This is a genomic window from Flavobacterium sp. AC267, from assembly GCF_979258715.1.
Genome location: NZ_OZ409875.1, coordinates 1,292,546 through 1,319,165 on the forward strand (window position 1 = coordinate 1,292,546; position 26,620 = coordinate 1,319,165).

General features: G+C 33.6%; 27 protein-coding genes, 1 tRNA gene and 3 pseudogenes. 22 read left to right on the forward strand and 9 right to left on the reverse strand.

The features are described from left to right. Positions 1-249: 249 nt before the first annotated feature. Positions 250-1,488, forward strand: a complete 1,239-nt coding sequence (locus ACZZ95_RS06805) for a TCR/Tet family MFS transporter (RefSeq protein WP_463468487.1) — start codon at positions 250-252, stop codon at positions 1,486-1,488. 73 nt (positions 1,489-1,561) lie between these two features. On the opposite strand, the gene ACZZ95_RS06810 is transcribed toward ACZZ95_RS06805, so the two are convergent. Together ACZZ95_RS06810 and ACZZ95_RS06815 are read right to left on the reverse strand one after the other, a co-directional pair. Then, positions 1,562-4,690 (reverse strand): T9SS type A sorting domain-containing protein, encoded by a 3,129-nt coding sequence (locus tag ACZZ95_RS06810; protein WP_463468488.1) that lies wholly within the window; start codon positions 4,688-4,690, stop codon positions 1,562-1,564. Positions 4,691-4,794: 104 nt separating this feature from the next. Further along, a pseudogene (locus ACZZ95_RS06815) lies at positions 4,795-5,233 on the reverse strand (retropepsin-like aspartic protease). A 230-nt stretch (positions 5,234-5,463) separates the two neighbouring features. Here ACZZ95_RS06815 and ACZZ95_RS06820 point away from each other — a divergent pair. The 5 genes and pseudogenes from ACZZ95_RS06820 to ACZZ95_RS06840 all read left to right on the forward strand — a co-directional run bounded on the left by ACZZ95_RS06820 (position 5,464) and on the right by ACZZ95_RS06840 (position 10,347). Then, on the forward strand, positions 5,464-6,357 hold the full coding sequence (locus ACZZ95_RS06820) for a hypothetical protein (protein WP_463468489.1): 894 nt from the start codon (positions 5,464-5,466) through the stop codon (positions 6,355-6,357). Then, positions 6,299-7,099, forward strand: coding sequence for a S41 family peptidase (locus ACZZ95_RS06825; protein WP_463468490.1), 801 nt, complete (start codon positions 6,299-6,301; stop codon positions 7,097-7,099). Before ACZZ95_RS06820 ends, ACZZ95_RS06825 begins: the two co-directional genes overlap by 59 nt. Before the next feature lie 324 nt (positions 7,100-7,423). After that, positions 7,424-8,127: pseudogene (locus ACZZ95_RS06830) on the forward strand (TatD family hydrolase). 64 nt (positions 8,128-8,191) lie between these two features. Continuing rightward, on the forward strand, positions 8,192-9,328 hold the full coding sequence (locus ACZZ95_RS06835; RefSeq protein WP_463468491.1) for a 1-acyl-sn-glycerol-3-phosphate acyltransferase: 1,137 nt from the start codon (positions 8,192-8,194) through the stop codon (positions 9,326-9,328). Further along, positions 9,318-10,347 (forward strand): annotated as a pseudogene (locus ACZZ95_RS06840) (asparaginase). Before ACZZ95_RS06835 ends, ACZZ95_RS06840 begins: the two are co-directional and overlap by 11 nt. A 98-nt stretch (positions 10,348-10,445) precedes the next feature. Here the strand turns inward: ACZZ95_RS06840 and ACZZ95_RS06845 are convergent. Further along, positions 10,446-10,799, reverse strand: a complete 354-nt coding sequence (locus ACZZ95_RS06845) for an MFS transporter (RefSeq protein ID WP_463471634.1) — start codon at positions 10,797-10,799, stop codon at positions 10,446-10,448. Next, positions 10,774-11,688, reverse strand: coding sequence for an MFS transporter (locus tag ACZZ95_RS06850; protein ID WP_463468492.1), 915 nt, complete (start codon positions 11,686-11,688; stop codon positions 10,774-10,776). Before ACZZ95_RS06850 ends, ACZZ95_RS06845 begins: the two co-directional genes overlap by 26 nt. Before the next feature lie 90 nt (positions 11,689-11,778). Between ACZZ95_RS06850 and ACZZ95_RS06855 the strand changes: the two genes are divergently transcribed. Both ACZZ95_RS06855 and ACZZ95_RS06860 read left to right on the forward strand, forming a co-directional pair. Beyond that, positions 11,779-12,654 carry a LysR substrate-binding domain-containing protein gene (locus ACZZ95_RS06855; protein ID WP_463468493.1) on the forward strand — a complete coding sequence of 292 codons (876 nt, stop codon included), beginning with the start codon at positions 11,779-11,781 and terminating at the stop codon, positions 12,652-12,654. Positions 12,655-12,794: 140 nt separating this feature from the next. Continuing rightward, positions 12,795-12,881, forward strand: a tRNA-Ser gene (locus ACZZ95_RS06860). Positions 12,882-12,932: 51 nt separating this feature from the next. Here ACZZ95_RS06860 and ACZZ95_RS06865 read toward each other — a convergent pair. Then, entirely contained in the window at positions 12,933-13,643 is a 711-nt protein-coding gene (locus ACZZ95_RS06865; RefSeq protein ID WP_095953656.1) for a hypothetical protein, read from the reverse strand. Between the two features lie 209 nt (positions 13,644-13,852). On the opposite strand from ACZZ95_RS06865, the gene ACZZ95_RS06870 reads away from it, so the two are divergent. The 12 genes from ACZZ95_RS06870 (at position 13,853) to ACZZ95_RS06925 (ending at position 21,155) form a co-directional block, all read left to right on the forward strand. After that, the gene (locus ACZZ95_RS06870; protein WP_463468494.1) at positions 13,853-14,434 is read left to right on the forward strand and encodes a hypothetical protein; all 582 of its coding nucleotides are present in this window, start codon (positions 13,853-13,855) and stop codon (positions 14,432-14,434) included. Next, on the forward strand, positions 14,434-14,742 hold the full coding sequence (locus ACZZ95_RS06875) for a hypothetical protein (protein WP_463468495.1): 309 nt from the start codon (positions 14,434-14,436) through the stop codon (positions 14,740-14,742). The genes ACZZ95_RS06870 and ACZZ95_RS06875 overlap by 1 nt, the downstream gene beginning before the upstream one ends. Positions 14,743-14,759: 17 nt before the next feature. Then, complete coding sequence (locus tag ACZZ95_RS06880; protein ID WP_463468496.1) at positions 14,760-14,933, forward strand: hypothetical protein; 174 nt, start codon at positions 14,760-14,762, stop codon at positions 14,931-14,933. A 92-nt stretch (positions 14,934-15,025) separates the two neighbouring features. After that, complete coding sequence (locus tag ACZZ95_RS06885) at positions 15,026-15,388, forward strand: S-adenosylmethionine decarboxylase family protein (RefSeq protein ID WP_463468497.1); 363 nt, start codon at positions 15,026-15,028, stop codon at positions 15,386-15,388. A gap of 3 nt (positions 15,389-15,391) precedes the next feature. Continuing rightward, positions 15,392-16,624 carry a DUF4178 domain-containing protein gene (locus ACZZ95_RS06890; RefSeq protein ID WP_463468498.1) on the forward strand — a complete coding sequence of 411 codons (1,233 nt, stop codon included), beginning with the start codon at positions 15,392-15,394 and terminating at the stop codon, positions 16,622-16,624. Between the two features lie 6 nt (positions 16,625-16,630). After that, complete coding sequence (locus ACZZ95_RS06895; protein ID WP_463468499.1) at positions 16,631-16,810, forward strand: hypothetical protein; 180 nt, start codon at positions 16,631-16,633, stop codon at positions 16,808-16,810. A 14-nt stretch (positions 16,811-16,824) separates the two neighbouring features. After that, positions 16,825-17,022: a DUF350 domain-containing protein gene (locus ACZZ95_RS06900; protein WP_463468500.1), complete on the forward strand. Its 198-nt coding sequence runs from the start codon at positions 16,825-16,827 to the stop codon at positions 17,020-17,022. Then, positions 17,022-18,233, forward strand: a complete 1,212-nt coding sequence (locus ACZZ95_RS06905) for a polyamine aminopropyltransferase (RefSeq protein WP_463468501.1) — start codon at positions 17,022-17,024, stop codon at positions 18,231-18,233. The genes ACZZ95_RS06900 and ACZZ95_RS06905 overlap by 1 nt, the downstream gene beginning before the upstream one ends. After that, positions 18,230-18,556 carry a hypothetical protein gene (locus tag ACZZ95_RS06910; protein WP_463468502.1) on the forward strand — a complete coding sequence of 109 codons (327 nt, stop codon included), beginning with the start codon at positions 18,230-18,232 and terminating at the stop codon, positions 18,554-18,556. The genes ACZZ95_RS06905 and ACZZ95_RS06910 overlap by 4 nt, the downstream gene beginning before the upstream one ends. Beyond that, positions 18,531-20,159, forward strand: a complete 1,629-nt coding sequence (locus ACZZ95_RS06915; protein WP_463468503.1) for an NAD(P)/FAD-dependent oxidoreductase — start codon at positions 18,531-18,533, stop codon at positions 20,157-20,159. The genes ACZZ95_RS06910 and ACZZ95_RS06915 overlap by 26 nt, the downstream gene beginning before the upstream one ends. Then, positions 20,137-20,433 (forward strand): hypothetical protein, encoded by a 297-nt coding sequence (locus ACZZ95_RS06920; RefSeq protein WP_463468504.1) that lies wholly within the window; start codon positions 20,137-20,139, stop codon positions 20,431-20,433. Before ACZZ95_RS06915 ends, ACZZ95_RS06920 begins: the two co-directional genes overlap by 23 nt. 62 nt (positions 20,434-20,495) lie before the next feature. Continuing rightward, the gene (locus ACZZ95_RS06925) at positions 20,496-21,155 is read left to right on the forward strand and encodes a hypothetical protein (protein WP_463468505.1); all 660 of its coding nucleotides are present in this window, start codon (positions 20,496-20,498) and stop codon (positions 21,153-21,155) included. A gap of 2 nt (positions 21,156-21,157) precedes the next feature. On the opposite strand, the gene ACZZ95_RS06930 is transcribed toward ACZZ95_RS06925, so the two are convergent. From ACZZ95_RS06930 to ACZZ95_RS06945, 4 genes are all read right to left on the reverse strand, one after another. Next, complete coding sequence (locus tag ACZZ95_RS06930; protein WP_463468506.1) at positions 21,158-21,664, reverse strand: GNAT family N-acetyltransferase; 507 nt, start codon at positions 21,662-21,664, stop codon at positions 21,158-21,160. A 37-nt stretch (positions 21,665-21,701) separates the two neighbouring features. After that, the gene (locus ACZZ95_RS06935) at positions 21,702-22,550 is read right to left on the reverse strand and encodes an SGNH/GDSL hydrolase family protein (protein ID WP_463468507.1); all 849 of its coding nucleotides are present in this window, start codon (positions 22,548-22,550) and stop codon (positions 21,702-21,704) included. A 68-nt stretch (positions 22,551-22,618) separates the two neighbouring features. Further along, positions 22,619-23,401, reverse strand: coding sequence for a DUF3050 domain-containing protein (locus tag ACZZ95_RS06940; protein WP_463468508.1), 783 nt, complete (start codon positions 23,399-23,401; stop codon positions 22,619-22,621). A gap of 93 nt (positions 23,402-23,494) precedes the next feature. Further along, positions 23,495-24,673 (reverse strand): acyl-CoA dehydrogenase family protein, encoded by a 1,179-nt coding sequence (locus tag ACZZ95_RS06945; protein WP_463468509.1) that lies wholly within the window; start codon positions 24,671-24,673, stop codon positions 23,495-23,497. Between the two features lie 165 nt (positions 24,674-24,838). On the opposite strand from ACZZ95_RS06945, the gene ACZZ95_RS06950 reads away from it, so the two are divergent. Together ACZZ95_RS06950 and ACZZ95_RS06955 are read left to right on the forward strand one after the other, a co-directional pair. Continuing rightward, positions 24,839-25,825, forward strand: coding sequence for a tetratricopeptide repeat protein (locus tag ACZZ95_RS06950; protein WP_463468510.1), 987 nt, complete (start codon positions 24,839-24,841; stop codon positions 25,823-25,825). A 49-nt stretch (positions 25,826-25,874) separates the two neighbouring features. Next, entirely contained in the window at positions 25,875-26,612 is a 738-nt protein-coding gene (locus ACZZ95_RS06955; RefSeq protein ID WP_463468511.1) for a helix-turn-helix domain-containing protein, read from the forward strand. Positions 26,613-26,620: the final 8 nt, after the last annotated feature.

Here is a 26,620-nt window from a genome sequence, read left to right on the forward strand (position 1 = left end):
TCCCAGATTCCTTTCAATTGGAATTTGGGATTTTTTTATTGATTCTTTATAATTAAGAAAAAATATTTCACGCAGATTTAGAAGGTTAAATTAAAAAAAATCTGTGTTTATCTGCTTAAATCTGCGTGCAAAAACTTCAGGCAATTTTAATTATTCAATAAAAAACTCCAGATTCCTTTCAATTGGAATTTGGAATTTTTTATTGTTAGTTTAAAAATATGTTTATTTGCATCATCTTACTAAACTACTATGCTACAAAAAGATAAATCTGTCGCCATTGGTTTTATTTTTATAACCATGTTAATTGATATAACGGGATGGGGAATTATTATTCCGGTAATTCCGAAATTAATCGAAGAATTAATTCACGGCGATATCAGCGAGGCAGCAAAAATTGGCGACTGGCTGACTTTCGCGTATGCGATAACCCAGTTTGTTTTTGCTCCTGTAATTGGAAATTTGAGTGATAAATTCGGAAGAAGACCGATAATCTTGATTTCGCTTTTTGGATTTTCATTGGATTATATTTTATTAGCTTTTTCACCAACAATTGTCTGGCTTTTTATAGGAAGAATTATTGCTGGAGTTACCGGTGCTAGTATTACAACTGCTTCGGCTTATATTGCCGATGTAAGTACAGCCGAAAACAGAGCTAAAAACTTCGGATTAATTGGCGCCGCTTTCGGACTAGGATTTATTATCGGACCCGTTATTGGAGGTTTGTTAGGACAATACGGATCTAGAGTTCCTTTCTATGCAGCGACTGTTTTATGTATGGTAAATTTCCTTTACGGATTTTTTATTTTACCTGAATCCCTTAAAAAAGAAAACAGAAGAGATTTTAACTGGAAACGAGCCAATCCGATTGGAGCAATTATCGGATTAAAAAAATATCCCACTTTGATTGGATTAATTGCCGCTATATTTTTCTTATATGTTGGTTCTCATGCCGTGCAAAGCAATTGGAGTTTTTTCACGATTTACCAATTTAATTGGGACGAAAGAATGATCGGGATTTCGTTAGGAATTATTGGATTATTAGTTGGAGTTGTACAAGGTGGATTAGTGAGATACATCAACCCTAAAATAGGAAACGAAAAAAGCATTTATATAGGTCTGGCTTTATACACAATCGGAATGCTCTTGTTTGCTTTTGCAACAGAAAGCTGGATGATGTTTGTGTTTTTAATTCCCTACTGTCTTGGCGGAATTGCCGGCCCAGCCTTACAATCTGTTGTGGCTAGTAAAGTAGAACCAAGCGAGCAGGGAGAAATTCAGGGAACTTTAACCAGTTTAATGAGTGCTTCGTCAATTATTGGTCCGCCTATGATGGCAAATACTTTTTACTTTTTCACGCATAGTGATGCACCGTTTAAATTTGCTGGAGCACCGTTTGTTTTGGGAGGATTATTAATGTTATTGAGTACAGTTGTTGCTTATTTTTCGTTGAAAAAACATACGGTTTCAAAAACTGAGATTACAGAATAAAAAATAAATCCTGAAATAAAAACGCCTTCATAATTTGAATATGAAGGCGTTTTTATGCGTTTCTAATAGCAAATTATTCTTTTATAAATTTAAAAGCTTTTTCTTTTCCATCAGATTTTACATTTAAGATGTATACACCAGTTGAAAGACTTGATAAATCAATTTCAGAATATGTATTATTTACTTTTTTAAGTAAAATTGATTGTCCTGCAACAGAAAAAATTTGAATGTTTTCAATAATCGATTGATTTTTAATACTCAAAATATGTTTTACTGGATTAGGATAAAACTTGAAATCAACGAATTCAAAATCTGGAGAAGAAAGTGAACCGTTTACTTTTGCAGTAACAGCAAGACGTTCTTTACTTTCTACTCCGTCAATGGTTTGAGATGCGTAGTAAGTAACGCCGTCAACCAAAACGGTAGATAATGGTAAAGCAGTTTCGGCAGTTTTACTTGTTTTACCAGTTATTAAGTTTCCTGGAGAGCTGTACCATTTGATATTTTGACCTTCAATAATTAAATCAGCTAAAGTTTGTCCAGATTTAAATTCAATAGTTATTTCATCTTTACCTTCAATTAAAGGGCTTGGTGGATTTAATTCAAATACCATAGTTGCAAAGCATCCATTTTGGTCCCTTACATGCATTTGATGTATTCCGTAATTTACATTTATAAAAATGTTACTTGTTTGAAAATAAATTCCGTCTATAGAATAATAATAGTCTCCTATACCGCCAACAGCACTAACGTTTACAGTTTGATTTTCTAAACTAACTGAAGCAGTTATTGGAACTGGCGCTTGTAGTGTAAGAATTGTGGTGTCACTACATCCTTTATTATCCTTTGCAGTTATCGAGTAAACCCCTGGGCTCAGATCGGAAAAAAAAGCGACCTCTTGAAAGAGACTTCCATTTATAGAATAGTAATACGGAGCCTCTCCTCCTACAGCATTTGCCATAATCATTCCGCCCTGTACACACGAGGGCAGAGAAACAATTGATGTAGTAAGAAACATAGGAGTTAACGATTGTACATCAAAAGTGAAAGTATAAATTGTATTTTCAGAATCACGTACTGAGGCCAAATAACTGCCAGCTTGAAAAACAGTAAATATGCCAGAATAACTATAGGTTTCACCGTTATCTATTGAATATTGGTAACTGCCTGATCCTCCACTAGCATTTATTGTTATAGTTGCCGTTGGGTTAATACAATTAGGTTGGCTAACATCGGCTGTAGCTATAATTGGTGGCGCAACAGATGGTGCTAAAATAACTACTTCTATGGTTTGTGAAAGACATCCTTTAGCATCTTTAACAACTACGCTGTAAGTTCCCGGTGCAAGATTGGTAAAAGTAAAAACGTTAGAAGATTGTAAAAAATCTCTAGGAGGATTATTTTTTGTCGCAATCGAATAGCTGTAAGGGGCTGTTCCGCCAGTTACACTCACAGTTACACTTCCATCATTGTTATTTGGATCTGTTGCATTAGTTTGAGATATGAAAGTGGTCGAGGGAAATGTTGAAGGTAAAACTGTTATAACTTGAGAAACAATACAATCCGAAGCATCTTTCGCAAATAAAGTATAGTATCCTGCAGGTAACTCGGCTGTATTTACATTAGAATAGGTGTTTCCTTGGTTAAAAGAGTAGCTGTAAGGTTTTTGGCCTCCGCTTACATTAATAGTAGCAAAACTTTTACCTCCACAAATTTCGGCTTCGTTAACAGTTACTGAAGCTGTTAATAAAACGGGTGAATCTATAGTTAAAGTTGAAGTAAACTCACAACCATTAGCGTCTCTAACATTAATAGTATGCTCTCCAGGTGCCGCACCAAAAAAGGTATTGCTTTCCTGATAATTTGTTGTATTATTTACTGCGTATTGATATGGCAGTTTACCGCCGTTAGCTGTAATAGTGATGGTTGAATTGTAATTTATCGTGCAATTATTAATTTTGGTGTAATCAGCAGTTGCAGTTAATGGTGCATATGATTTTATAACAACCGGAATATTTACGATAGCGTTCTGACTGTCCTTCACATTTACGACATAATTGCCGGAAACTAAATTAGGAAAGATATTAGAAAAATTGTAAGGTTCATTATTTATTGAGTACAAATAAGATCCAGAACCACCAGTTGCAGTTACCATTATCATACTACCTGAAGGGTTATTACATGTGGCATCAATAGTCGTTGTAGAGGCATTTAAAGGAGAAGACGGTGCAGGTATAGTAATTTGGGTAATGAAAGAACATCCTTTTGCATCTCTCACTTCTATGATATAAGAACCAGCTCCTAAATTAGGAAATCTATTTGAAAATTGAGAAGATCTTAGGACTACTCCATTTGTGTCACGTAAAATATAGGAATAATCAGATGTGCCTCCCGTTGCAATTACTGTTATTTCTGCATCGTTCCTGTCCAAAGCACTGATGTTGGTAGCGGTGGCGAAAGAGTGCAAAATCGCTGGACTTACTATTTCTACTTGAAAGGGAAATGTACAACCTAAAGCATCTTTTACCATCATATCATACCGACCTGCAGTCAAATTCGGAAATATATTAGAAGCTTGATAATTAGCTCCTCCATTTTTAGAATAAGAATAATCTGAGATTCCTCCAATAGGATTAACTTCTATTCTCCCATCAGCAAAACCGTAACAAGTGTTATCTATTTTTAAACTTGTTGCTGTAAGAGGAATCACAGGGGCTACAACTAAAGTAGAATCTTTTGTACACCCATAATCATCCTTAATATGTATATTATAAGAGCCGGGAGCTACATTATTAAATGAGTTCGCGGATTGATAGTTAACTCCATCTAAAGAATATTTATGAGGACTTTTACCGTATCTAGCGACAAGATAGACTCTTGAATTTCCGCATTCAGGATGTGAAACACTGGCATTAGCAAATTCAATAGAATGATTTAAAATTATCATAAAAGAATTCATTATTCCAGTTCCTCCACCAGTATTTATTCTAACATGAATTTGTAGTTGATTACCTCCAGTGAAAACAAAGTTTTTTGGATCTACAACAGCATTTTCATCGTATATAGCGTAAGTATCCTTAGTATAATATTTGATAGTAATATTTTTATCAGGACTTATATCTTTAGTCAATTCGTCATATCTGCTGGTCAAATCAAATACATTATCTCCCGCACAATGAATTATGCTTGCTAATCTGAGCATAAAATAAGGAAGGCAGTAAAAAAAGCAGGCAAAGTAGAGTTTTTTTCATACGCAATTTTTTGTTAAAAAGTCTTAACAAATATATATGAAAAAACAATTTAATATCACTTCAAATACAAATAGTGATTAAAATAATCAATTATAGCTTTTCCTTCCAACAAAACATCAGCTCCAATAATTCCATGAACAGGCTTTGATTTAAAAGACTCTAAGGCCTCATTTACATGTGAAAGATCAAAAATTACGATGCTGAAATCTTTGTTTTTCCAAGAACCTAACTGCAATTTATTTTGAGAGGAAATCTGTGTTTTCATTCCAGTTCCGCCGGCTCCAGATGCTTTGGTTTTTGAGTTTTTCGCCGCCAACTCAAAACGTTCGATACTTTCAAAGCCTACACAAGTATTGGATGCGCCAGTGTCTAAAATAAAATTTCCAGTAATGCCGTTAATTTTGGCTTTTATCTGTAAATGCTTGCGTTTTAGTGATTTTGAATTTTATTTTTTTGTAATTCTCTGTTTTGAGAATTTCGTGAAGATTTTCCATTCCAATGTGATTGAAAACCAAAAATAAAGCAATTAAAACCAAAAAACTAACGATGTAGAAGATATAATTTGTTGCTTTTTTATCTTTTCAAATGCTTTCAATAATAAATAAAATAAAAAATTTCCTGCTTTTACGGGAAACCACAAGCGAATCCAGATTTTTAATTCTAATTTCGATTTTTCTTTTAAAGAATTAGCCCAAAAACAATCTAACCTAACCGAATGATTTCAATGAAAAAAATTACATTGTTTCTTTTTATCATTTTTTCTCAAACCATTTTTAGTGCTTCCAAGATTACGGAGACAGAAAAACTTACTGCCACTTGTAAAGTCTGGGGATTCTTAAAATATTATCATCCGAAAGCCGCTATTGCAGGAATCAATTGGGATAATCAACTTTTAGAAAAATTACCAAAAATAGAAAAAGCCCAAACCAAAGAAGAGTTTTCTTTAATCTTAGAAAATTGGATTGATGATCTTGGACCAATAAAAGAAATAGCACCAATTCCTGCACCAAAAGATGTAGCATTTTTTGATAAAAATTTCGATTTAAGCTGGTTCAATAATAAGTTATTTTCTAAAAAACTTTCGAAGAAATTAAAATTTATTGAAGAGAATAGATTTCAAACTGAAGAAGAATTTGGACAAGGTTTTGATAGTTTTAAAAGCATAAAGAATTATTTTGATCTTGATTACACAAATAAACATTACAGAATCTTAATGTTGTTTGCTTACTGGAATTTAATAGAATATTATTTTCCGTATAAATATGTAATGGATCAGAAATGGGATCTGAGTTTGGAACAGTCATTGCCATCTATAGCTAATGCCAAAAATGAAACCGATTTTTATATTGCTTTGAAAAAACTGACTTCTAAACTTAATGATAGTCATGTCGAAAGTCCAATTTATGGTACTAAAGCATCGAATTATTTTCCGGCGACAGGTAAAATAATAGATGATAAATTAGTTATCACAGAGATTTTGGGTGATAGTCTGGCCGTGGCAGATAATATTAAAATTGGTGCAGTAATTACTAAAGTAAATGGTAAAACGATAAAAGAATTTGCGAGCAGAAAATCGAGATTTGATTTGTGCTTCAAACGAAGCGAAGTATTTAGATAAATTGGTTTCTCTGATTTTAAGCGGCAATTCTGAAAATGTTCAAGTAGAATTTCTAAAAGATGGAAAGTACGAAACAAAATCAATGATCTGGTCTGATTATCATGATTCCCATCGAAATGAATTTAAAAAAGGCGCGATAAAACCTAAGGAAAAGTTTAAACTTTTAGACGATAATATTGGTTATGTCGATATGGGCGCTATCAAACCTAGGAATATTCCAGATATGATCGACGCTTTAAAATCTACTAAAGCAATTGTTTTTGATATGAGAAATTATCCTAATCAAACCTATAATTTAATTTCAGATTTTTTAAATGCTCATAACGAAAAATTTGCCATTTACACATACCCTTATCCAAATTATCCTGGAAAATATATATGGAAAGAAGGAACATCATCTGGAACTGAAAATAAAGATAATTATAAAGGCAAAGTAATTGTTTTACTCAATGAAGATTCTATGAGTCAGGCAGAATGGACAGCGATGTGTTTTCAAACAGCAGGAAATACAACAATCGTAGGAAGTCAGACAGCAGGAACAGACGGAAATGCAATTGATATTGATTTCAAAAAATTTCATACTAGATATACCGGAATGGGCGTTTATTATCCTGACGGAAGAGAAACGCAAAGAATTGGCATCATTCCTGATATTGAAATAAAACCAACCATAAAAGGAATTCAGGAAGGAAAAGATGAGGTATTAGAACGTGCTTTATTATTTGTTGAAACTGGAAAATAAATAAATTATGTCGCCTGAGCGATCCCGAAACTTCGGGAGAACGACACAAAAGCAAATCGAAAAGAATTGGGGGCTTTTCTTTGCTGGACTTCTCCCGAAAACTCGGGATCGCTCAGTCTGACAAAATATAGATTTAGTATAACCTTTGTTAAAGTTTGAAACTTTGACAAAGGTTTTTTTCGTTCTGTTAGAAGCCAATTGCTATTCTTTTAATATTGTCGTAATTTTGAAAACTTTAAAATTATAGCCTTGAATTTGAAACCTATTATAACAGATACACACACACATTTATATTCTGAAGAATTTGATCAGGATCGTGACGAAATGATACAGCGCGCTATTGATGCCGGAGTAACGCGTTTTTTTATTCCTGCAATCGATGCGTGGCGACACAGTCTATGTACGATTTAGAAAAAAATTATCCCGAAAATGTATTCCTGATGATGGGTCGCATCCCACTTACGTGAAAGATAATTATCTGGAAGAGTTGGCGCATGTTGAAACCGAATTATCCAAAAGAAAATTCTACGCTGTCGGCGAAATCGGTATCGATTTATATTGGGATAAAACACATTTAAAAGAACAGCAGATCGCTTTTAAAAGACAAATTCAGCTGGCAAAACAATACAAATTACCAATTGTAATTCATTGTCGTGAAGCTTTTGATGAGATCTTTGCAGTTCTCGAAGAAGAAAAATCTGAAGATTTGTTTGGGATTTTTCATTGTTTTTCCGGAACTTTAATACAAGCACAGCAGGCCATTTCCTATAATATGAAATTAGGAATTGGAGGCGTGGTAACATTTAAGAACGGAAAAATCGATCAGTTTATAAATCAGATTGATTTAAAACATATTGTTTTGGAGACAGATTCACCTTATTTAGCGCCAATTCCGTACAGAGGAAAACGAAATGAAAGCAGTTATTTGGTCAATGTAATTTCTAAACTGGCAGGGCTATATGATGTTTCTGAAGAAGAGATCGCAGACAGTCACAACTCAAAACTCCAAAGACGTTTTTGGGATTTAATGTATTCGTTACTTTAATGTAATTTTTTTTTTGTTCTTTTGCCCACTTAAAATCAATATAAATAATGCAGAAATTTGATGCCATTCGACCGTTTTATGATTCCGAAATAAATGAAGCACTTCATGATGTTGTAAATCATCCGATGATGAAAACAATGATGAACTTTACTTTTCCGGAAGTACAAGATGAGGTTTGGAAGGATCAATTAAGAAAAACACATTCGATTCGTGATTTTCAATGCAACTTTATTTACAATACTATACAAAAGGTTTTAGAGAAAAGCTCTGAAGGTTTAACAACTTCAGGTTTTGAGAAACTAGAAAAAAACACTTCTTATTTGTTTATCTCCAATCATAGAGATATTCTTTTAGATACAACATTATTAAACGTTTGTCTTTTCGAACATGGTTTGGTCATGACAGCATCTGCAATTGGAGATAATTTGGTTAAAAAAGCTTTCTTGGCAACTTTAGCAAAATTGAATAGAAACTTTTTGGTTTTAAGAGGATTAACACCTCGAGAAATGCTTCAAAGTTCAAAATTATTAGCCGAATATATGGGGCAGTTACTGCTTCGCGAAAATCGTTCGGTTTGGATTGCACAAAGAGAAGGAAGGACAAAAGACGGAAACGACGAAACCAATCCAGGAGTTCTAAAAATGATTGGAATGGGTTCTGATGAGAAAAATCTAATGGATTATTTTAAGAAATTAAAAATTGTTCCAGTTTCGATTTCGTACGAATATGATCCGACTGATGTTTTGAAAATGCCGCAATTAATGGCAGAAGCAAATAACGAAGTTTACGTAAAAGATAAAAACGAAGATTTCATGACCATTTTAAGTGGTATCATGGGAACTAAAAAAAGAATTCATATTTCTGTTGGAGATGTTTTGGATACAGAAATCGATCAGATTGTGGCTGAAAATGACAATGGGAATAAACAAGTTCTGGCTCTGGCACAAACTATTGACGATGTTATTTTGAAAAACTACCAATTATGGCCGACTAATTTTATTGCTTACGATATTTTGAACGGAACAGATAAATTTGCGCACAAATACAAAGAGAGCGAAAAATCACTTTTTGAGCGTCGTTTAGAAATGCGTATCGGAAGCGATAATCCCGTTACAAGACAAGGATTTTTGGCGATGTATGCTAATCCAGTTGTGAATAAATTGAAATACCAAGATGTCATCTAAAGCTAAAATACTATTGATTTATACCGGAGGAACCATCGGTATGAGCAAAGACTTTGAAACTGGAGCGCTTAAAGCATTCAATTTTGGTAAATTAATACAGAAGATTCCAGAAATTAAACAATTGGACTGTGAAATCGAATCTATTTCATTCGAACATCCAATTGATTCTTCTAATATGAATCCCGAAATGTGGACCAAAATTGCCACAATTATCGAGGAAAATTATACTGCTTATGACGGATTTGTAGTGCTTCACGGCTCAGATACGATGTCATATTCAGCTTCCGCATTGAGCTTTATGCTCGAGAATTTGTCTAAACCAGTTGTATTTACAGGTTCTCAGCTTCCAATTGGGGATTTGCGTACCGATGCAAAAGAAAACCTGATTACAGCGATTCAGATTGCTTCACTTCAAGAAAATGGAAAGCCGGTTATTACAGAAGTTTGTTTGTATTTTGAATACAAATTATACCGCGGTAACCGAACATCAAAAGTAAATGCAGAACATTTTAGAGCTTTTACAGCACCAAATTATCCTGAACTTGTAGAATCTGGTGTTCATTTAAAATTAAACAGACATTTATTTCTTCCCATAAATAAAAACGCTGATTTGATCGTTCACAAAAACCTGAACAATCACGTAGCCATAATAAAAATGTTTCCTGGAATGAGTGAAGTGGTATTGGCATCAATTCTTTCTATTCCAGATTTACGAGGAATTGTTTTAGAAACGTACGGTTCAGGAAATGCACCAACCGAGGATTGGTTTTTAAGTTTAATCAAAAAAGCAATTGACTCGGGTTTGTATATTGTAAACGTAACACAATGCTCCGGTGGAAGCGTAAACATGGGACAATACGAAACGAGTACGGCCTTGAAATCTCTTGGCGTTATATCAGGAAAAGACATTACTACAGAAGCGAGCAATTACAAAACTAATGTATCTGCTTGGACATAATATTCCACAAAACGAGTTTAAAGCTATTTTTGAAACTGCTTTGCGCGGGGAGATATCTTAAAATTAAATTCCAATATTTTAAATTCTAAATTCTAATTTTTGCGCTTTACTTAGGTTGGAATTTAGAATTTTTTAAATTGGAATTTCCATTCCTAAAATTTAATTTTTAGAATTCTGATAAGGAACAGGACAAGTTTCCAAATCTTCTGAAACTTTATGGTTTTTGTAATACACATAAACAATTACAGAAATAATACAGATAATTCCTTGAAGGGCAACGGTATGACGAGTTCCGATAAAGTGAGAAACGTAACCAATAATCAAACTTCCCACAGGAATCATTCCCTGATACGCCATCATGTAGTAACTGATACTTCTAGAACGCATATTCACTGTGCTTTGAGTCTGAATGTATATGTTTATAGAAGAAGTTTGTCCCATCATTCCGACACCGCTCAACGTCATACAGATTAAAGCAATGGTCAGATTACTTGAAAGAGCTAAAATTATAATGCTGAAACCAAGAAGTAAACTTGCTCGCGATCATCAATTTATTCATATTCTCAGCCGATTTTAAATTAGCCAGATAAATGGCAGAAAGAACAGAGCCAATTCCCGCCGCACTTTCAAACCAGCTGAAAGTCTGCGCGTTTCCGCTGAAAATATCTTTTGCAAAAACCGGCATCAAAGTATTAAAAGAAATTACAAATAAACTACTGCAAGTAAGCATAAGAAGCATTCTTGCCATTTCGGTTTCTTTTTTTACATAATCCAGACCTTCTACAAGATCATCGAGCATATTTAGTTTGTTTTCGGATTTAATGTGCGGCGTAATTTTCATCATTAACAATGAAATTAAAACGGGAACGTAACTAACGAAATTTCCGATAAAACAAATATCTTCTCCATATTGATGCAGAATAATTCCCGCAAGCGCAGGACCTGCAATACGCGCAAAGTTGTTCATTGTAGAATTAAGCGCAACTGCATTTGGAAGATCTTCTCTTTTATCAACAATATCAATCATCATGGTTTGACGGCAAGTCATATCAAAAGCATTGATAATTCCTTGAATCAGACTCAATGCCAGAATAAAGTTGATATTGTAAATTTTAAGATAAATAAGCAAAGCTAAACTTCCTGCCTGAAGCATTGCAAGAGACTGCAGTACGATCATGGCGCGGTGTCTGTCGTAACGCCCAATAATACTTCCTGCCAAAGGAGCTAAAAACAGGGACGGAATCATACTTAAGAAAGTTGCTAGTCCCAAAAGGAAAACAGATCCTGTTATGCTGTAAACCATCCAGCTTACTGCTGTTTTCTGCATCCAGGTCCCAATAACAGATACGGATTGTCCGTAAAAGAATAACTTGAAGTTTTTTGATTTTAACGCTTTAAACATAATCTTAAATATTTAATACAAAGGTCGGGATTATGATTTCATTAGAAAAATTAATAATTTTACTGATAATAAGTAGTTAAACTTATCGATATGGAAATTTATCAACTTGAATATTTTATTAAAACAGCTGAAGTTTTGCACTTTACAAAAGTCGCCGAATTGTGCTTTGTAACGCAGTCGGGTCTTTCACAGCAAATAAAAAAATTAGAAGAAGAACTTGGAATGCCTTTGTTTGTGAGACTTGGGAAAAAAGTTCAGCTTACAGAAGCTGGCTCTGTCTTTTTAATTCACGCCAAGCAAGTCATCGAAAATGTGCAAAGCGGTAAACAAGCCATAGATGATTTGAACCAAATGATTGGCGGTGAATTGCGAATTGGGGTTACCTATATTTTTGGGCTTTTGGTTTTACCAATTGTTGATTTATTTGCCAAAACGTATCCGCATTTGAAAATTGTTATCGAATATGGAACAACCGAACCTTTAGAACAAAAACTACTGAATAATGAATTAGATCTGGTTTTGGTTATTTCTTCAAACGAAATAGAACACCCTTTTCAAAAGGTGCCTTTATTTACATCAAAGCTGGTTTTGGCAGTTTCAAAAAATCATTCATTAGCGGCTTTAGACAAAATTGCTTTTAAAAAGATAGAAGATATGCCGCTTATTTTGCCCGTTAAAGGATTCAATTCAAGGGAATTTCTGGATGAATTGTTTTTAAAAAACAACATGAAACCCAAAGTTTCGATTGAGTTAAATGCTGTTCACGCCTTATTACGTTTGGTTGGCGACAGCGATTATTGGGCTACAATTGTTACAGGGAAAGCGCTAAAAGGCTGGGATAATATTAAAGCAATTGATATTACAGGCGTTACCACCAAACGAGATTCGTTTATGTTAACTATAGAAGGAGCGTACCAAAAAAAGGCTGTAAAATTGTTTATGGAAGAATTTAGAAAAAGTATGTAAAAGAAGTTTTCTACAATCTGCACGAATTCATTCGAATTGTAGCATTTTTTTGAGAATAAGAAAATTAGTGAAGATTAGTGAAATTCGTGGCAAAAATATTTTCTAACTCAGTTTTTTTTGTGTTCTTTGCAGACCAAAATAGAAAGGTGTCCGAGTGGTTGAAGGAGCTAGCCTGGAAAGCTAGTATATGGGTAACTGTATCGAGGGTTCGAATCCCTTCCTTTCTGCAAGAGAAAAAATGCTCCCGTACAAGGGAGCATTTTTGTTTTCTATTTATTTTAATTAAGATACTTTCCCAAAACAGGATCTTTATCTGGAGCATGATATCCCATTATTATTTTGTCTTTGAATGCTTTTTTTGAAATCACAACAAGCTGACTGCTGATGTAGTTTCCGGTTGGAGAAAATGTTAATTGATAAATGACATCGTTTTTGTCCCAAATAAAATTCTCAGGATAGGTAAGAGTGTAATCATCCAGCACATCATCTTTTACCTTTTTGGTTTCGTTGGGAAGCTTCTCGAGCAGAAGTTTTTGCGATTTGTCCGTTTCATCATACGGATTATCTTCACTTTTAACTATTTCGGTTGGCGTGCCCAGCTTTTTTTTCAGTACATCTAAAAGTGCTATGCTTTGATCGTTTTTGACATTTATTCTCATAAATGCAATTTTGTTTTCATAAACAGTTAATGCTGTACCCATAACATCATTTATCGGGATTCCGCCATAGTTAAGCTGTGCTGTATTCTTTTCGCCCATAAACACATAACTTGTAGAGAGTTCTCCTTTGTCTACTAATTTCAAACTGGCATCTTCTCCGTTAACTACTGCTTCATAATGTCCTTTTTGTTCTGTTTTGGAAGAAAAAGAAAGGCCGTCAAGATAGGTTTCTGCATTTTGGCTAAAGTCTATAGTAGATAAATCTTGTGATTTTGAAGAACAGCTCATCAGTAGTATTAAATTTAATGAAATTAAAATTTTGTTTTTCATAGTTAAAGTTCTTAATTCAGGATAAAATTTTACTGCTATTGGAAACGTAATTTGTAAGTCTGCGTTTTACACACTAAGCAAGATAAAAAATTGTTTGCAATAAAAAAACTACAAAGTTTAATATCTGTAATTCTTAATTCTCTTATTCAAAACACGTAATTATTAAAAAAATAAAATCTAAATTAGTATAACAATCTTATCTAAAGAGTATGAAATCAATATTATGCGCCTTTGTTTTGACTTTATTATTGTCTTCTTGTGCTTCATTTTCGAATAGAATGGTAAACAAAAACAAATCATCATTATCAGAAAATGATTTAGTAAAGCTGGAGGGAACTTATGTACTTTTTCCTGATGCAAAATATGATAATAAAGGAAATCTGCAAGCAATAGATTCAGAAGAGCCTGAAACAACACACAGCCTGAATTATTTTGTAAAATCGGATAGGTTAAGATACGATTATTCAGATTCTTATCGTGTTGAGGTTAAGTTGTTGGATAAAAACCGACTCCAATTTGTTACCAAAAAAGAGGATTCAATAATTGAGAATGTTGAACTGGGAGGAAAATTTAAAAATGGACTCTTTTATCTGGATAATATATACTTGAAACGTCATGGTGTTCCTTATCTTGCTGGTGGTTACGACAATTATAAAACCAGAATTGGACTTTCTAAAGACAATGGACTTTTAGTAAACTATGCTTTTGATAATTCTGGTGCCTTATTATTTATGTTTTGGGCTGGATCTACTTATAATTTAGGCTATCATTATAAACGTATTGAAAAATAATGAGTCACTATAAATACCATTTTCGTCCGGGCTATCAATCGACAGAACTTTTGATAGATATTTTCAGCGGTGCTGAAAGTGAAAATTTCAATTCAGATTTTTTAAATACAATTCAAGAGCTGAAACCTAAAATGATCGATATTTTGGATTTATGGATGAATGATGAAGTTTTGATGACTTATGATTCTGAAATAGGGAAATTTACGCTTTCAAAAGATATCTGGGGTTTTGCTTTTATAATGGCTGAGAATAATCAAGAAGCTCTGGTTCAGATTAATTCGATTTTAGAAAAAGTCTGCGTTGTTTGAGAAAGTTGAGGTTGATTTTGAAAAGTATAAATAAAACGAAAAGTTCTAATTTAGCCAAGATAGAAGCGATATCATCTTGTCGCAGTCCCGAGGCTTCTGGAGCCATAAAAGATATAGCGTATAGCGGGACTAAAGTTGTAATGAAAACCAACACTTCTGCTTCTCAAAACAGAAAAATTATAAATGTATAGTTCTGAAAAGTGATGTTAAAAATGCTTTTGTTTAGATTATTTTATTACAGAAATTATTATATATTTGGCTCTTGTGTAATACAAATAATTTGATGGATTTACCTCCTTACTCGCCAGGACTGCATAAACTGGTTACTTTACATGTCGACCAAATTTCGAAGCTTACAGATAGCGACGGTTTTGTTGCGGTTACTAATTCGATTTTAGAAAAATATGGATTGGAGAAGGTTGGCGTTGTAGTACATGATTTTGAAAATGATAGTTTTACAATTTCATTCTGCCTCAAAGAATCTCATATTTGTATACATACCTGGCCAGAATACCAACAGCTTACATTGGATGTTTATTTGTGCAATTATCTTCAGGATAACTCACACAAAGTGCGCGATGTTGTGGCCGATTATATTGCTTATTTTGATGCGGAAATTATTAAAGATTTTGAAATTAACCGATAAAATATGAAGATTCCTTGTTACGATTGTAATACAGAAACCGAATTAGAGGTTGGTTTTGACGTGGTCAATTTTGTTTGTCCTAAATGTCAGAGTTTGTACGCTGTTGACAATGAAGGGAAATTTCGAAGAAAATCGAAATACAAAAATGTGCTGAGAGATTATCCGCTGGAAATTGGAGATGTTGGATTTTTGAAAGGAAGCGAATATAAAGTTACTGGTATATTGAAGAAAAATGTATACCCGAGTTACACCTGGATGGAATTTATATTGCAAAATGAGGCTAAAGAATTTCTTTATCTATCGCTTTCAAACGGGCATTGGATGATGCTTACCGAAATGGAAAAGAGTGATGATATAGGAAAAGGCATTAAAATTCTTAAGCATAATAATGAAAGTTACAATTTGTTTGAACATTCGGATGCTGAGATTATAGATGCGCAGGGATTTTTTGATTTTGAACTTCCTCAAAACAAATTAATTCATCTGGCTGAATTTATAAATCCGCCTTACCTGATTTCTATTGAAAGAATGCATAACGTGCAAACGGCTTATCATGGGGAATATGTAGATAAAAGTATTATTAAAACAGCTTTTCCTAAAAGAACAATGCCGTATCAGTTTGGCGTTAATATGATTCAGCCTTCGAGATTTAATAGTACCAATACGGCGATTATTTTTTGTCTTTTTGCTCTGCTTATAATTACCACGAACTGGTTAATTTATAAAGATCAAGTGGAGCAGAATGTTTTTTCAAAAACGATTAAATTCAGCGAATTTGACAATAAACAAGTGACAAGCGAATCGTTTGTTCTTAATGGTGCTTCGGCTCCCATGACAATTAAGGTTTCGACTGGAGTAGATAATTCGTGGGCAAATGTAAATGTAGCTTTAATTAATGAAGATAATAGTGACGAAATCTACACCAATAAAGACATAGAATATTATCACGGCTACTCTGATGGAGAATCTTGGACAGAAGGAAGCCAGTCTGAAAACTTTAATATCTGCGGTGTAAAAGCAGGTAAATACCATCTTTTAATAACACCAATGAAAGCTCCAGAGGATCTTACTAATAGTGAAATGCACGTAGAGGTAGTCTGGAATCAGCCTTCAACGCGAAATGCCTGGCTGGTGATTATTTTTATGATTGCAGTATTTATCTTGATACGTTTTATTGCACTGGGCTTTGAGAAACAACGTTGGGCAGACAGCTCTTATTCTCCCTATTCTGAATAATTTGATATGAAAAAAATCTCTGATTTCTTAACGAATAATTGGACTCCAATGGCAATTGGATTTATTTGTTTTGGAGCCTATATCTATTTTGCTCTTGCAGGTAACCGAATCTGCGACTGCGAAACAACAGAAAAATACAGCACGGCAGGAAGCCGTACATCTTATAACCGTTTTTATCACAAATAAAAAACTCAAACAATATGGAATTAATTCACGCGCGACCAATAGCAAATTCGATTATTTATTCTTTTTTAGGAATTATCATCTTACTAGTTGGTTATTTTATTATTGAAAAAATTACTCCGGAAAACACTTGGAAAGAAGTTGTAGAAAAAAGTAATATTGCTGTTGCTATAGTTCTGGCAGCTGTTTATCATTGGAATTTCAATGATTATTAGTGCCGCAATTCATGGGTAAAAAGTTTCTTAAGTTTGAATTTCTTTTACTTTTTGCTGTATTTATAATTGCCACCTGCGACTTTATTTATGAGCTTGTTGCGGGAACTCTGGCGAGTTATTTATTAGGCGATTCAGTAAAACAGTTTTCATTTATTATTGGCGTATACCTGTTTTCGATGGGTATAGGCTCGTTTTTTTCGAAGTTTTTTCACAAAAATCTGCTCAACACTTTTGTTGAAATTGAAATACTGGTTGGGCTTATTGGCGGATTGAGTTCGGTAGTTTTGTTTTTGCTGTTTGAAAGTGTTGGCTCTTTTCAGTTCATCTTATATTTATTTGTTTTTGTAACCGGATTTTTAGTTGGTTTAGAGATTCCGCTTTTAATGAATATTTTAAAAGACAGAGTGGAGTTTAAAGATCTGGTTTCAAATGTTTTTACGTTTGATTATATCGGAGCGTTATTGGCTTCGATATTATTCCCACTAGTTTTAGTGCCCAAATTAGGCATAATGGGAACCTCTCTTTTCTTTGGAATGATCAATGTGAGTATTGCCATTGCTTTGTGTTTTTTGTTAAAAAGAGAATTAAAGAAACCTGCTTTATTACGAGCAAAAGCCGTTTTTTCGTTTGTATTGTTATTGGCGGTTTTTATCTTTTCAGATAACATTCTTGCTTATTCAGAAGGGAAATTATACGGAGAAAATATCATTTATACCAATTCAACACCTTATCAGCGTATTGTTTTAACACATAATAAAAGCGACTACAGGCTTTATTTAAACAATAACCTGCAATTTAGTTCGGCAGATGAATATCGTTATCACGAGGCCTTAGTGCATCCCGTTATGTCAATCGCAAAAAGCGTAAAAAATGTTTTGGTTTTAGGGGGTGGAGACGGTTTAGCCGTTCGCGAAATCTTAAAATATAAAGATGTAGAGAAAGTGACTTTGGTTGATTTAGATGAAGGAATGACAAAGCTTTTTAAAACCAATACGGTGTTAACGAAATTCAATCAAAATTCACTCAATAATCCTAAAGTTAAAGTCATTAATACCGATGCTTATATTTGGGCAAAAAGTCGCAAAGAAAAATTCGATGCCGTTATAATCGATTTCCCAGATCCGTCCAATTATAGTTTAGGGAAATTGTATTCGCTTAACTTTTACCAAACCATAAAAACCATTTTACAGCCCGATGTCATGCGGTTGTGATACAAACTACGTCACCTTATTTTGCACCAAAATCGTTTTGGTGTATCAATAAAACCGTAATGCAGGTTTTTCCGCAGGTTGATGCGTATCATGCGTATGTTCCATCGTTTGGAGAATGGGGTTATACCATCGCTATAAATGGTTTTGGAACTACTTTTAATACCGTAAACCGAAAAGCAGACGGATTGAAATTTTACAATTACCAATTTGACCGCTTTAATTATTTTACCAACGATATGATTTCAAATCAAATCGAAATCAACCGTTTAGATAACCAGATTTTAGTACGATATTTTGATGAAGAGTGGGGAAAACTGCAATAAATCTAGAAGGAATTTTATAAAAGGCGTTGGCGCTTCGTTGTTGCCGCTTCCGTTTCTGCAGTTTTGTTCTGATAAAATTGCGGTGATTATGATTCGTTTATCCGGCACAAAACATTTGCTCGGACATCGCTTATGGATCAAAGATTTTCCTAAACCCAGCAGGCAAATCGAGATTCCGTATTTGATTGTTGGCGGGGGCATTTCGGGTTTAAGTGCGACGCGTCAGTTTCAGAAGAGAGGAATAACCAATTTTTTAATCGTAGAATTGGAAAATCATTTGGGAGGAAATTCTTCAAACGGCGAAAACAAATATTCCAAATATCCTTTGGGTGCCCATTATCTGCCTCTTCCTAATTTTCAGGATAAAGAACTTCTTAATTTTCTAGAAGAAGAAAAGATCATTTTGGGTTACGATCCAAAAGGTTTCCCAATTTTCGACGAATTACAATTGACTTTTGCTCCAGACGAACGACTTTTCTATAAAAATAACTGGCAGGAAGGCGTTGTTCCGAAAGAAGGAAATTCGGTTTCTGATGATTTGGAATTTCAGAAGTTTTTCAAGGAAATGGATATTTTTAGAACAGCAAAAGGAGAAGATCAAAAATACTTATTTGATATTCCAATTTACCTTTCTTCAAGAAATCAGCCAACAAGAGATTTAGATAAAATCACGATGAAAAAGTGGTTTCAGGACAATCATTTCTCATCTGAACCGCTTTATAATTATATTGATTATTGTTGTAAAGATGACTTTGGTTTAGGAATTGAATATGTTTCGGCTTGGGCTGGAATTCATTATTTTGCTGGAAGAAAACAAGACAGCACGGCCGAAAAACATGACAGCGTTTTAACTTGGCCAGAAGGAAATGCGAGATTGGCCAATCATTTAAAAAAATATACAAAAGAGAAATCTTTGCAAAACCATTTGGTTTACGAAGTTAAAATAGTGAAGAATAAAGTAATCGCAAAAGCTTTTGATGATGTCAATAAAACGTCGGTTGAAATTATTGCAGACAAAGTAATAATGGCTTCGCCGCAATTTGTAAATCAATATTTGATTAAAGACAGAAAAGTCTTTACCAAAGATTTTCATTACACGCCTTGGCTTTTGGCAACTTTGATTGTAGATGATTTATCTGATAATTCCAGTTTTCCGCTGGCTTGGGATAATGTTATTTACGGTTCCAAAGGTCTGGGTTACGTTTACGACCAGCATCAAAAATTAAATCAGATTCAGGAAAAAAAGGTAATTACGTATTACTTTAGTTTTTCTTCTGCCGATTTAAGGAAAACGAGAAAAGAGCTGTATAAAAAAGACAAGGAATATTGGAAACAGTTTGTTTTAAATGATTTAAAAATTGCACATCCGGATATAGAAGAATATACAGAAGATATAGAAGTTTTTCTTTTAGGACACGGAATGATTTCGCCTGCGCCAGGCTTTATTTTTGGTGAAGCGAAGAAACAGGCCAAAAACAATATCCAAAAATCTATTTATTTTGCGCATAGCGATCTATCTGGAATTTCGATTTTTGAAGAAGCTTTTCATCAGGGAATTAATGTAGTAAATGAAATTTTAGATGGAACAACCTTGGATTCATAAAGCAAAAACGGATTTGACATTCATCATTGGCCCGTCATTTTTTGTACTGGCAGTTATCTTTATTTTTCAGGATTATATAACGAAAATTGAAGATAATTACTCTTTTTATACGTGGCTTTTTTTAATTGTTTTTATTGATGTGGCGCACGTTTATGCGACCTTATTTAAAACCTATTTTGTTGCGGAGGAATTTCAGAAACAAAAACAAAGATTGATTGTTTTACCTCTAATTTGTTTTCTAACAGGAATTGTACTTTTTCTTTTGGCAGTTTAGTCTTTTGGTCATTTCTGGCTTATGTGGCCGTTTTTCATTTTATCAGACAGCAATATGGTTTTATGAGATTGTACGCCAGAAAAGAAACTAAAACCAAAATATCGATTTGGATTGATAATCTGGCAATTTACGCTTCAACAGGATATCCAATGTTATATTGGTTTTTTTCGTCTAAGCGAAAGTTCAACTGGTTTGTAGAAAATGAATTTTTTAGGTTTGAAAATCAAATGATTTTAGAAATCCTGTTTTGGATTTATATTTCAATTTTGATTTTATACGTTATTTACACGATTATAAAATCTAGTCAGAATCAGTTTTTTAATATTCCCAAAAATGCTATTATTTTAGGAACGGCGCTTTCTTGGTATTTCGGAATCGTATATTTTAATGATGATTTGATTTTTACTTTGCTAAATGTCGTTTCACATGGAATTCCGTATATGGCTTTGGTTTATTTTAGAGAAATCGAAGGCAAATCTGAGGCACAATTAGGCCGATTGTCTTATTTGAAACAATTTAAAGGCATTCTTATTTATGTTGGTATTTTAATTTTAATTGCCTTTTCAGAAGAGTTTCTATGGGAGCTTTTTGTCTGGAACGAAAACATCAGCGTAACCAATTTTGATTTTTCGAGCTGGCAGATTTTATTAGTTCCGTTGTTGACGGTACCTCAGTTTACGCATTATCTGCTGGACGGTTTTATCTGGAAATCTAAAAAATAAGTTTACAGCTTAATCTCAAACAAACTAAACGAACCTTCTTTGTAATGTTCTGGTAATTCATTTGTCCATTCGATAGTACTGATTCCTTTATAAGTAAAACCACAACTGGTGTAATACTTATTTATTCTTTCGTTGCCGCTGTGTGTGTCCAATCGAATGTAATCTTTTCCATTTTCTTTGGCATATTCTTTAGTCCATTCTATGATTTTTTTGACGTAAGACTGCCCTCTGAATTTTGGGTTTGTAGCAATTCTATGCAGATAAACTGCTGGGTCTTTACTGGCTTCTTTCCAGATAATTAAATCATTAAAAGTAAGTACAAATGTACAAGCGACTTCATCTCCTTCTTTGATTATAAAGTGGCGATCTTCGGCAATTTCTTTTTCGATTAAGGCTCTCTCAAAACCTCTCCAGCTTTTGTTGTTTACTGTTTTTTGATACGATGTTGCTTGGTTGTAAATATCGAAAACAGCATCGATATCTGTATTTGTAGTTTTAAAAAATTCCATTGTAAAGGGTATTCTGTAAATTAATGAACCTACAAAATTAAGACTTTAAAATCCTAAATTCTTTAAAATCGAAAATTTCTAAAGTTGTTTTGAAAACGAATTTTCTGCCGCAAATAAAAAATATTAATTCTGCAAAGCTTTTTTTTATCTGAGGCATCATTTTGTCGACAAACATTTTATATGCTGTTTCTGAAGGGTGTAAGCCGTCTGAAGCGACAAGATTTGGACTGTTAAGTCCTTGTCGTGTAATTTCTGTAATGGAGACAAAAGCGATCTGGTTGTTTATGCAGTATTTCTCTGCAAAAGAATTGTATTTATCTATTTCGGCAGAAATTGTGCTACTTTGATCGCCGGCAAGACTTTTACCGTAAGGAGTGTAGGCGTAATCTGGAATCGAAATAACGACAACATTTTTTGGGTCGCCTTTGGCCAGCATAATTGCTTTGGTTACCAATTCTGGAAATTCGTTTTCGTAAACCGAAAAATTGCGGTGCTGATATTGATTATTAACACCTATTAAAAGTGTTACAAGATCGTAATTGGGTTCTGGGTTTTGTGTGTTTATCGCAGAAAGTAAATTGGATGTTGTCCAGCCTGTTGTAGCGATTATTTTTAAGGAAACCGTACTGGAAAACATGGCATTTAAACTTGCCTTTAACTGCTCTGGGAAACGACAGGTTGCACAAACGCTTTGACCAATAGTATAGCTATCGCCTAATGCTAAATAATTTACAGAACTCGAAATTGGAGGATTTGGTGTTGTGGGCGATGTTACTACCGGCGGTGTGGTTGTAGTAGGAGGGGATTCTGGTTCTTCTGAAGAGTCGCGACTCAAAAGAAATACCGAAAGTATAATAGTAACTATTTGTTTAAAATGGGATTTCATAATTTGTTTAAATTAGATTGGAGTCGTTTTAAACAAATAGTTACGTTAAATATGCAGGTTTGGATTTATTAAGCCATTTCGGTTTTCATCGAAATTTCTTCTTCAATAGCATTCCAAAGTCCGATGCGTTTTTCTAGAGCAAGAATCGAAACTTCTTCCACTTCTTTCCACTTTTGAGCATCATTTTCGCATAATTCTGTAATCATCTGCATGGCCATTGGTCCGTGTTCGTCGGCATCCAATTCGATATGTCTTTCAAAATAATAAAGCAATTTTGTTAAATCGACTTCTGGTAGATTCTTTTGAAAATTTTTCAGGATTTGGGTAAACATACTCGGAATCAAATCTTCTCTTCCAAAAGTAAATGCAACTGCAATTTCGTGCGGTTTTCCTTCTTCGATTACTCTAAAAGTAAAATCCAGAAATGCTTTTGTATTTGGATGCAGTGAACTTTGTTTAATAGCAACAAATATATTTTGAAGTGAATGTACTTCTGATAAGAAATTTAAAACTCCCGTCGTATCAGCGTCGCAAGCTTCCATTGCTTCCAGGTACATTTCGTAATGACTTTGTCTTCTTCCGTCAAGCGTTAAATCTGTTTCTTCTGCCAAAACAATTTCATTAATCAAATAACGAGTTTCTGGGTTTTTAGTAGCAAACCAAGGTGTTGTTGTGCAGGTAAGTTTGGCTTGTAATGCTTTTAATAACGACATAAAATCCCAAACAGCAAAAACGTGCGTTTCTAGGAAACGGTGTAAATCGTCAATGTTTTGAATCTTGTTATATAAAGAATGTTTTAAAAGTTGGTCTTTTTGTGGTTGTATGCTTTTGTTTACTGCTTCAATATTCATTTTTGGGAAAAATTTTGATGCAAAGATAAAAAAAGCTTCTTTGTTAGAAGAAGCTTTTTAGATCGATTTTGTATATATTTTAATAGTTGTCTGCTATTTAAATGCTGGAATTCCAGTCACATCCATTCCTGTTATTAGTAAATGTATGTCGTGAGTTCCTTCATAAGTAATTACGCTTTCAAGGTTCATCATGTGGCGCATAATGGAGTATTCGCCAGTGATTCCCATACCTCCCAGCATTTGTCTTGCTTCGCGTGCAATGGTAATTGCCATATTTACATTGTTACGTTTTGCCATTGAAATTTGAGCCGTTGTTGCTTTTCCTTCGTTTCTCAAAACGCCTAAACGCCAGGTTAATAATTGTGCTTTTGTGATTTCTGTAATCATTTCGGCCAATTTTTTTTGCTGTAATTGCGTTCCCCCGATAGGTTTTCCAAACTGAATTCTCTCTTTTGCATATCGCAAGGCAGTATCGTAACAGTCCATTGTCGCGCCAATTGCTCCCCAAGCGATTCCATAACGAGCTGAATCCAAACAACCAAGCGGAGCGCCTAATCCAGATTTATTCGGCAAAAGATTTTCTTTAGGAACTTTTACATTATCAAAAATTAACTCGCCAGTTGCAGAAGCACGAAGTGACCATTTGTTGTGCGTTTCTGGAGTTGTAAAGCCTTCCATGCCGCGTTCTACAATTAAACCGTGAATTCTTCCTTCTTCATTTTTTGCCCAAACAACTGCAATATCAGCAAAAGGAGCATTTGAAATCCACATTTTGGCACCATTTAAAAGATAATGATCTCCCACATCTTTAAAATTAGTAATCATACTTCCAGGGTCAGAACCGTGATCAGGTTCAGTTAAGCCGAAACATCCTACAAATTCACCTGTTGCCAGTTTTGGCAGGTATTTCATTCGTTGTTCTTCGTTTCCATATTTCCAAATAGGATACATCACTAATGAAGATTGAACAGATGAGGTAGATCGTACACCAGAATCGCCTCTTTCAATTTCCTGCATAATCAAGCCGTAAGAGATTTGATCTAATCCAGCGCCCCCATATTCTACAGGAATATAAGGTCCGAAACCACCAATTTCTCCAAGTCCTTTAATAATTTGTTTAGGGAATTCTGCTTTTTGTGCATATTCTTCTATTATAGGAGAAACTTCTCTTTTAACCCATGCACGAGCAGATTCACGAACCAATTTATGTTCCTCGGTCAGTAAATCATCTAAGTTATAGTAATCTGGAGATTGAAATAGGTCTGGTTTCATGTTTTTTAATTTTTATTAAACAAATTTACGTAATAAAAATATAACAAATGACAGCTAAATTGTTATATTTTTTTATCGCAAAAATAAAATTAATAGGAATTTGGCAAATTAATTGTAGTTTATTGATAATTTATAGACTATTTTTGAATACCAAAAACTAATTAAATGAGGCTGATAATCTCTTTTTTATTTTTCTTGATACTTAATACCACTGTGGCTCAGCCTACAAAAGAGTTTACTGAACAAGAGTATTTAGAATTGCAGGATAAAATTCGTTTCAGCATGAATGGTAATTTTGACCAAGGCCTTGCTTATGCGGCTGAACTGCAAAAATCTGACAATAATGAACATTTAGCATTCGCCTATGGATCTGGTTCTTATTTATATCAACTAAAGAATAATAGAGCCAAAAGCGATGAATGGTACAATAAATCATTAGCATATTACAATAAACTTTCTGAATCTGTTCAAAAAATAAATCTTAGGGCCTATCTATATAATTATAAAGGATTAATAGAGTGGAAACGAAGAAACTTTAGTAACGCCTTGAGCAATTATCAAGAAGGAATTAAGCTCTCTATTAAAACTAATGATGTTATTCAAATTGTAAAATTTAAAAGTAACATCGCTTTAGTTAATGAAGAAGTTGGTAACTATGAACTTGCTATTAGAAATCTAAGACAAAACAGCGATTTTCTAGATAAGAATGAAAGTCTGTATGAAAAAGACCAATTTCAAAACAGTAAAAGTAATATATATGTCAACTTAGGAAATGTATATGAAGGCTACTTCATGAAGGATCGTGAAAAATTATTTTTGTTGGATTCTGCCGAATACTTTTATAAAAGAGCCATTACATATTCTCAAAATTATGTTGATAATAAAATTACATCTACTCTCAGCTTAGGAAACATCTATCTCTACAAAAAAGATTTTACTAATGCAGAACGAACCTATTTTGATATTGCCATGTATGCAAAGCAAAATAATGACGAATATTATTCTAGGATTGCGCATTATAATTTAGGAGATCTTTATTATTCCCTAAAAAAGTATGATAAGGCTCTAGTGTTTTTAAAAAAGGTAGATTCTATATCTAATAAAGAAAAAAACAGACAGAATTTCTTTTCAGTCCAATTATCTTCAAGCTAAAATTTATAGTGTAAAAAATGAACCTGAATTAGCTTTCAAATATTCTAAAATGTATCTTGATTCTTATGAAAAATATGAAGGAGATTTGAGAGAAGAAGCTTTAGAAGTTAATTACAAACTGGGTACGGCTAATCTTAGTGATGAGATGGTTTCAATCCAAGAAAAGTATAAATATGAGGTTTTGTGGAATAAAGCGCTAAAAGTTTTCTATGTTATTTTAGTTGTTGGAATTGTGTTTTTCCTAATTAAAAATATTCGCGACAAAAATAAAGCTCAGAAAAAAATGAATGCTTTAATTGAGGAATTTAAAGCTAATCTCGAGAAAAAAGAAATTGAAAAAGCTGAAATCGAAAAAACATCAATTGAAAAAACTGTTGTAGAAGAAATTCCAGAATTAGAAGATACACTGCTGAAAAAGGAAAATGCCAACCTTAGTATTGATGAGGCTAAAGAAAATAAAATTGTAGAAAAATTATTGGCGCTGGAAGAAAAATTAGAATACTTAAATGCTGATTTTACCTTGTCGTATGTTGCCAAGAAAATAAAAACCAATACAACTTATTTATCGTATGTTGTTAATAAAAGGTTTGGTAAATCTTTTGGTGAATATTCTAACGAATTAAAGATTAATTATGTTATTAATCAAATGATTACTAATCATTTGTATCGTAAATATTCTACTCAGGCAATTGCAGAAAGTGTTGGTTTTAAGAATGCGGTTTCATTTGCAAAATCGTTTCGCAAAAGAACTGGAGTGTCTCCAGCTCAATTTGCGAACAATATTTAAAGCCGGAT

Bases quoted from the DNA above. Each gene is read 5' to 3' on its own strand.
- ACZZ95_RS06805 (WP_463468487.1), top strand. From the start codon at position 250: ATGCTACAAAAAGATAAATCTGTCGCCATTGGTTTTATTTTTATAACC.
- ACZZ95_RS06810 (WP_463468488.1), bottom strand. From the start codon at position 4,690: ATGCTCAGATTAGCAAGCATAATTCATTGTGCGGGAGATAATGTATTT.
- ACZZ95_RS06820 (WP_463468489.1), top strand. From the start codon at position 5,464: ATGAAAAAAATTACATTGTTTCTTTTTATCATTTTTTCTCAAACCATT.
- ACZZ95_RS06835 (WP_463468491.1), top strand. From the start codon at position 8,192: ATGCAGAAATTTGATGCCATTCGACCGTTTTATGATTCCGAAATAAAT.
- ACZZ95_RS06850 (WP_463468492.1), bottom strand. From the start codon at position 11,688: ATGTTTAAAGCGTTAAAATCAAAAAACTTCAAGTTATTCTTTTACGGA.
- ACZZ95_RS06855 (WP_463468493.1), top strand. From the start codon at position 11,779: ATGGAAATTTATCAACTTGAATATTTTATTAAAACAGCTGAAGTTTTG.
- ACZZ95_RS06865 (WP_095953656.1), bottom strand. From the start codon at position 13,643: ATGAAAAACAAAATTTTAATTTCATTAAATTTAATACTACTGATGAGC.
- ACZZ95_RS06870 (WP_463468494.1), top strand. From the start codon at position 13,853: ATGAAATCAATATTATGCGCCTTTGTTTTGACTTTATTATTGTCTTCT.
- ACZZ95_RS06875 (WP_463468495.1), top strand. From the start codon at position 14,434: ATGAGTCACTATAAATACCATTTTCGTCCGGGCTATCAATCGACAGAA.
- ACZZ95_RS06885 (WP_463468497.1), top strand. From the start codon at position 15,026: ATGGATTTACCTCCTTACTCGCCAGGACTGCATAAACTGGTTACTTTA.
- ACZZ95_RS06890 (WP_463468498.1), top strand. From the start codon at position 15,392: ATGAAGATTCCTTGTTACGATTGTAATACAGAAACCGAATTAGAGGTT.
- ACZZ95_RS06895 (WP_463468499.1), top strand. From the start codon at position 16,631: ATGAAAAAAATCTCTGATTTCTTAACGAATAATTGGACTCCAATGGCA.
- ACZZ95_RS06900 (WP_463468500.1), top strand. From the start codon at position 16,825: ATGGAATTAATTCACGCGCGACCAATAGCAAATTCGATTATTTATTCT.
- ACZZ95_RS06915 (WP_463468503.1), top strand. From the start codon at position 18,531: ATGAAGAGTGGGGAAAACTGCAATAAATCTAGAAGGAATTTTATAAAA.
- ACZZ95_RS06920 (WP_463468504.1), top strand. From the start codon at position 20,137: ATGGAACAACCTTGGATTCATAAAGCAAAAACGGATTTGACATTCATC.
- ACZZ95_RS06925 (WP_463468505.1), top strand. From the start codon at position 20,496: ATGAGATTGTACGCCAGAAAAGAAACTAAAACCAAAATATCGATTTGG.
- ACZZ95_RS06930 (WP_463468506.1), bottom strand. From the start codon at position 21,664: ATGGAATTTTTTAAAACTACAAATACAGATATCGATGCTGTTTTCGAT.
- ACZZ95_RS06935 (WP_463468507.1), bottom strand. From the start codon at position 22,550: ATGAAATCCCATTTTAAACAAATAGTTACTATTATACTTTCGGTATTT.
- ACZZ95_RS06940 (WP_463468508.1), bottom strand. From the start codon at position 23,401: ATGAATATTGAAGCAGTAAACAAAAGCATACAACCACAAAAAGACCAA.
- ACZZ95_RS06945 (WP_463468509.1), bottom strand. From the start codon at position 24,673: ATGAAACCAGACCTATTTCAATCTCCAGATTACTATAACTTAGATGAT.
- ACZZ95_RS06950 (WP_463468510.1), top strand. From the start codon at position 24,839: ATGAGGCTGATAATCTCTTTTTTATTTTTCTTGATACTTAATACCACT.
- ACZZ95_RS06955 (WP_463468511.1), top strand. From the start codon at position 25,875: ATGTATCTTGATTCTTATGAAAAATATGAAGGAGATTTGAGAGAAGAA.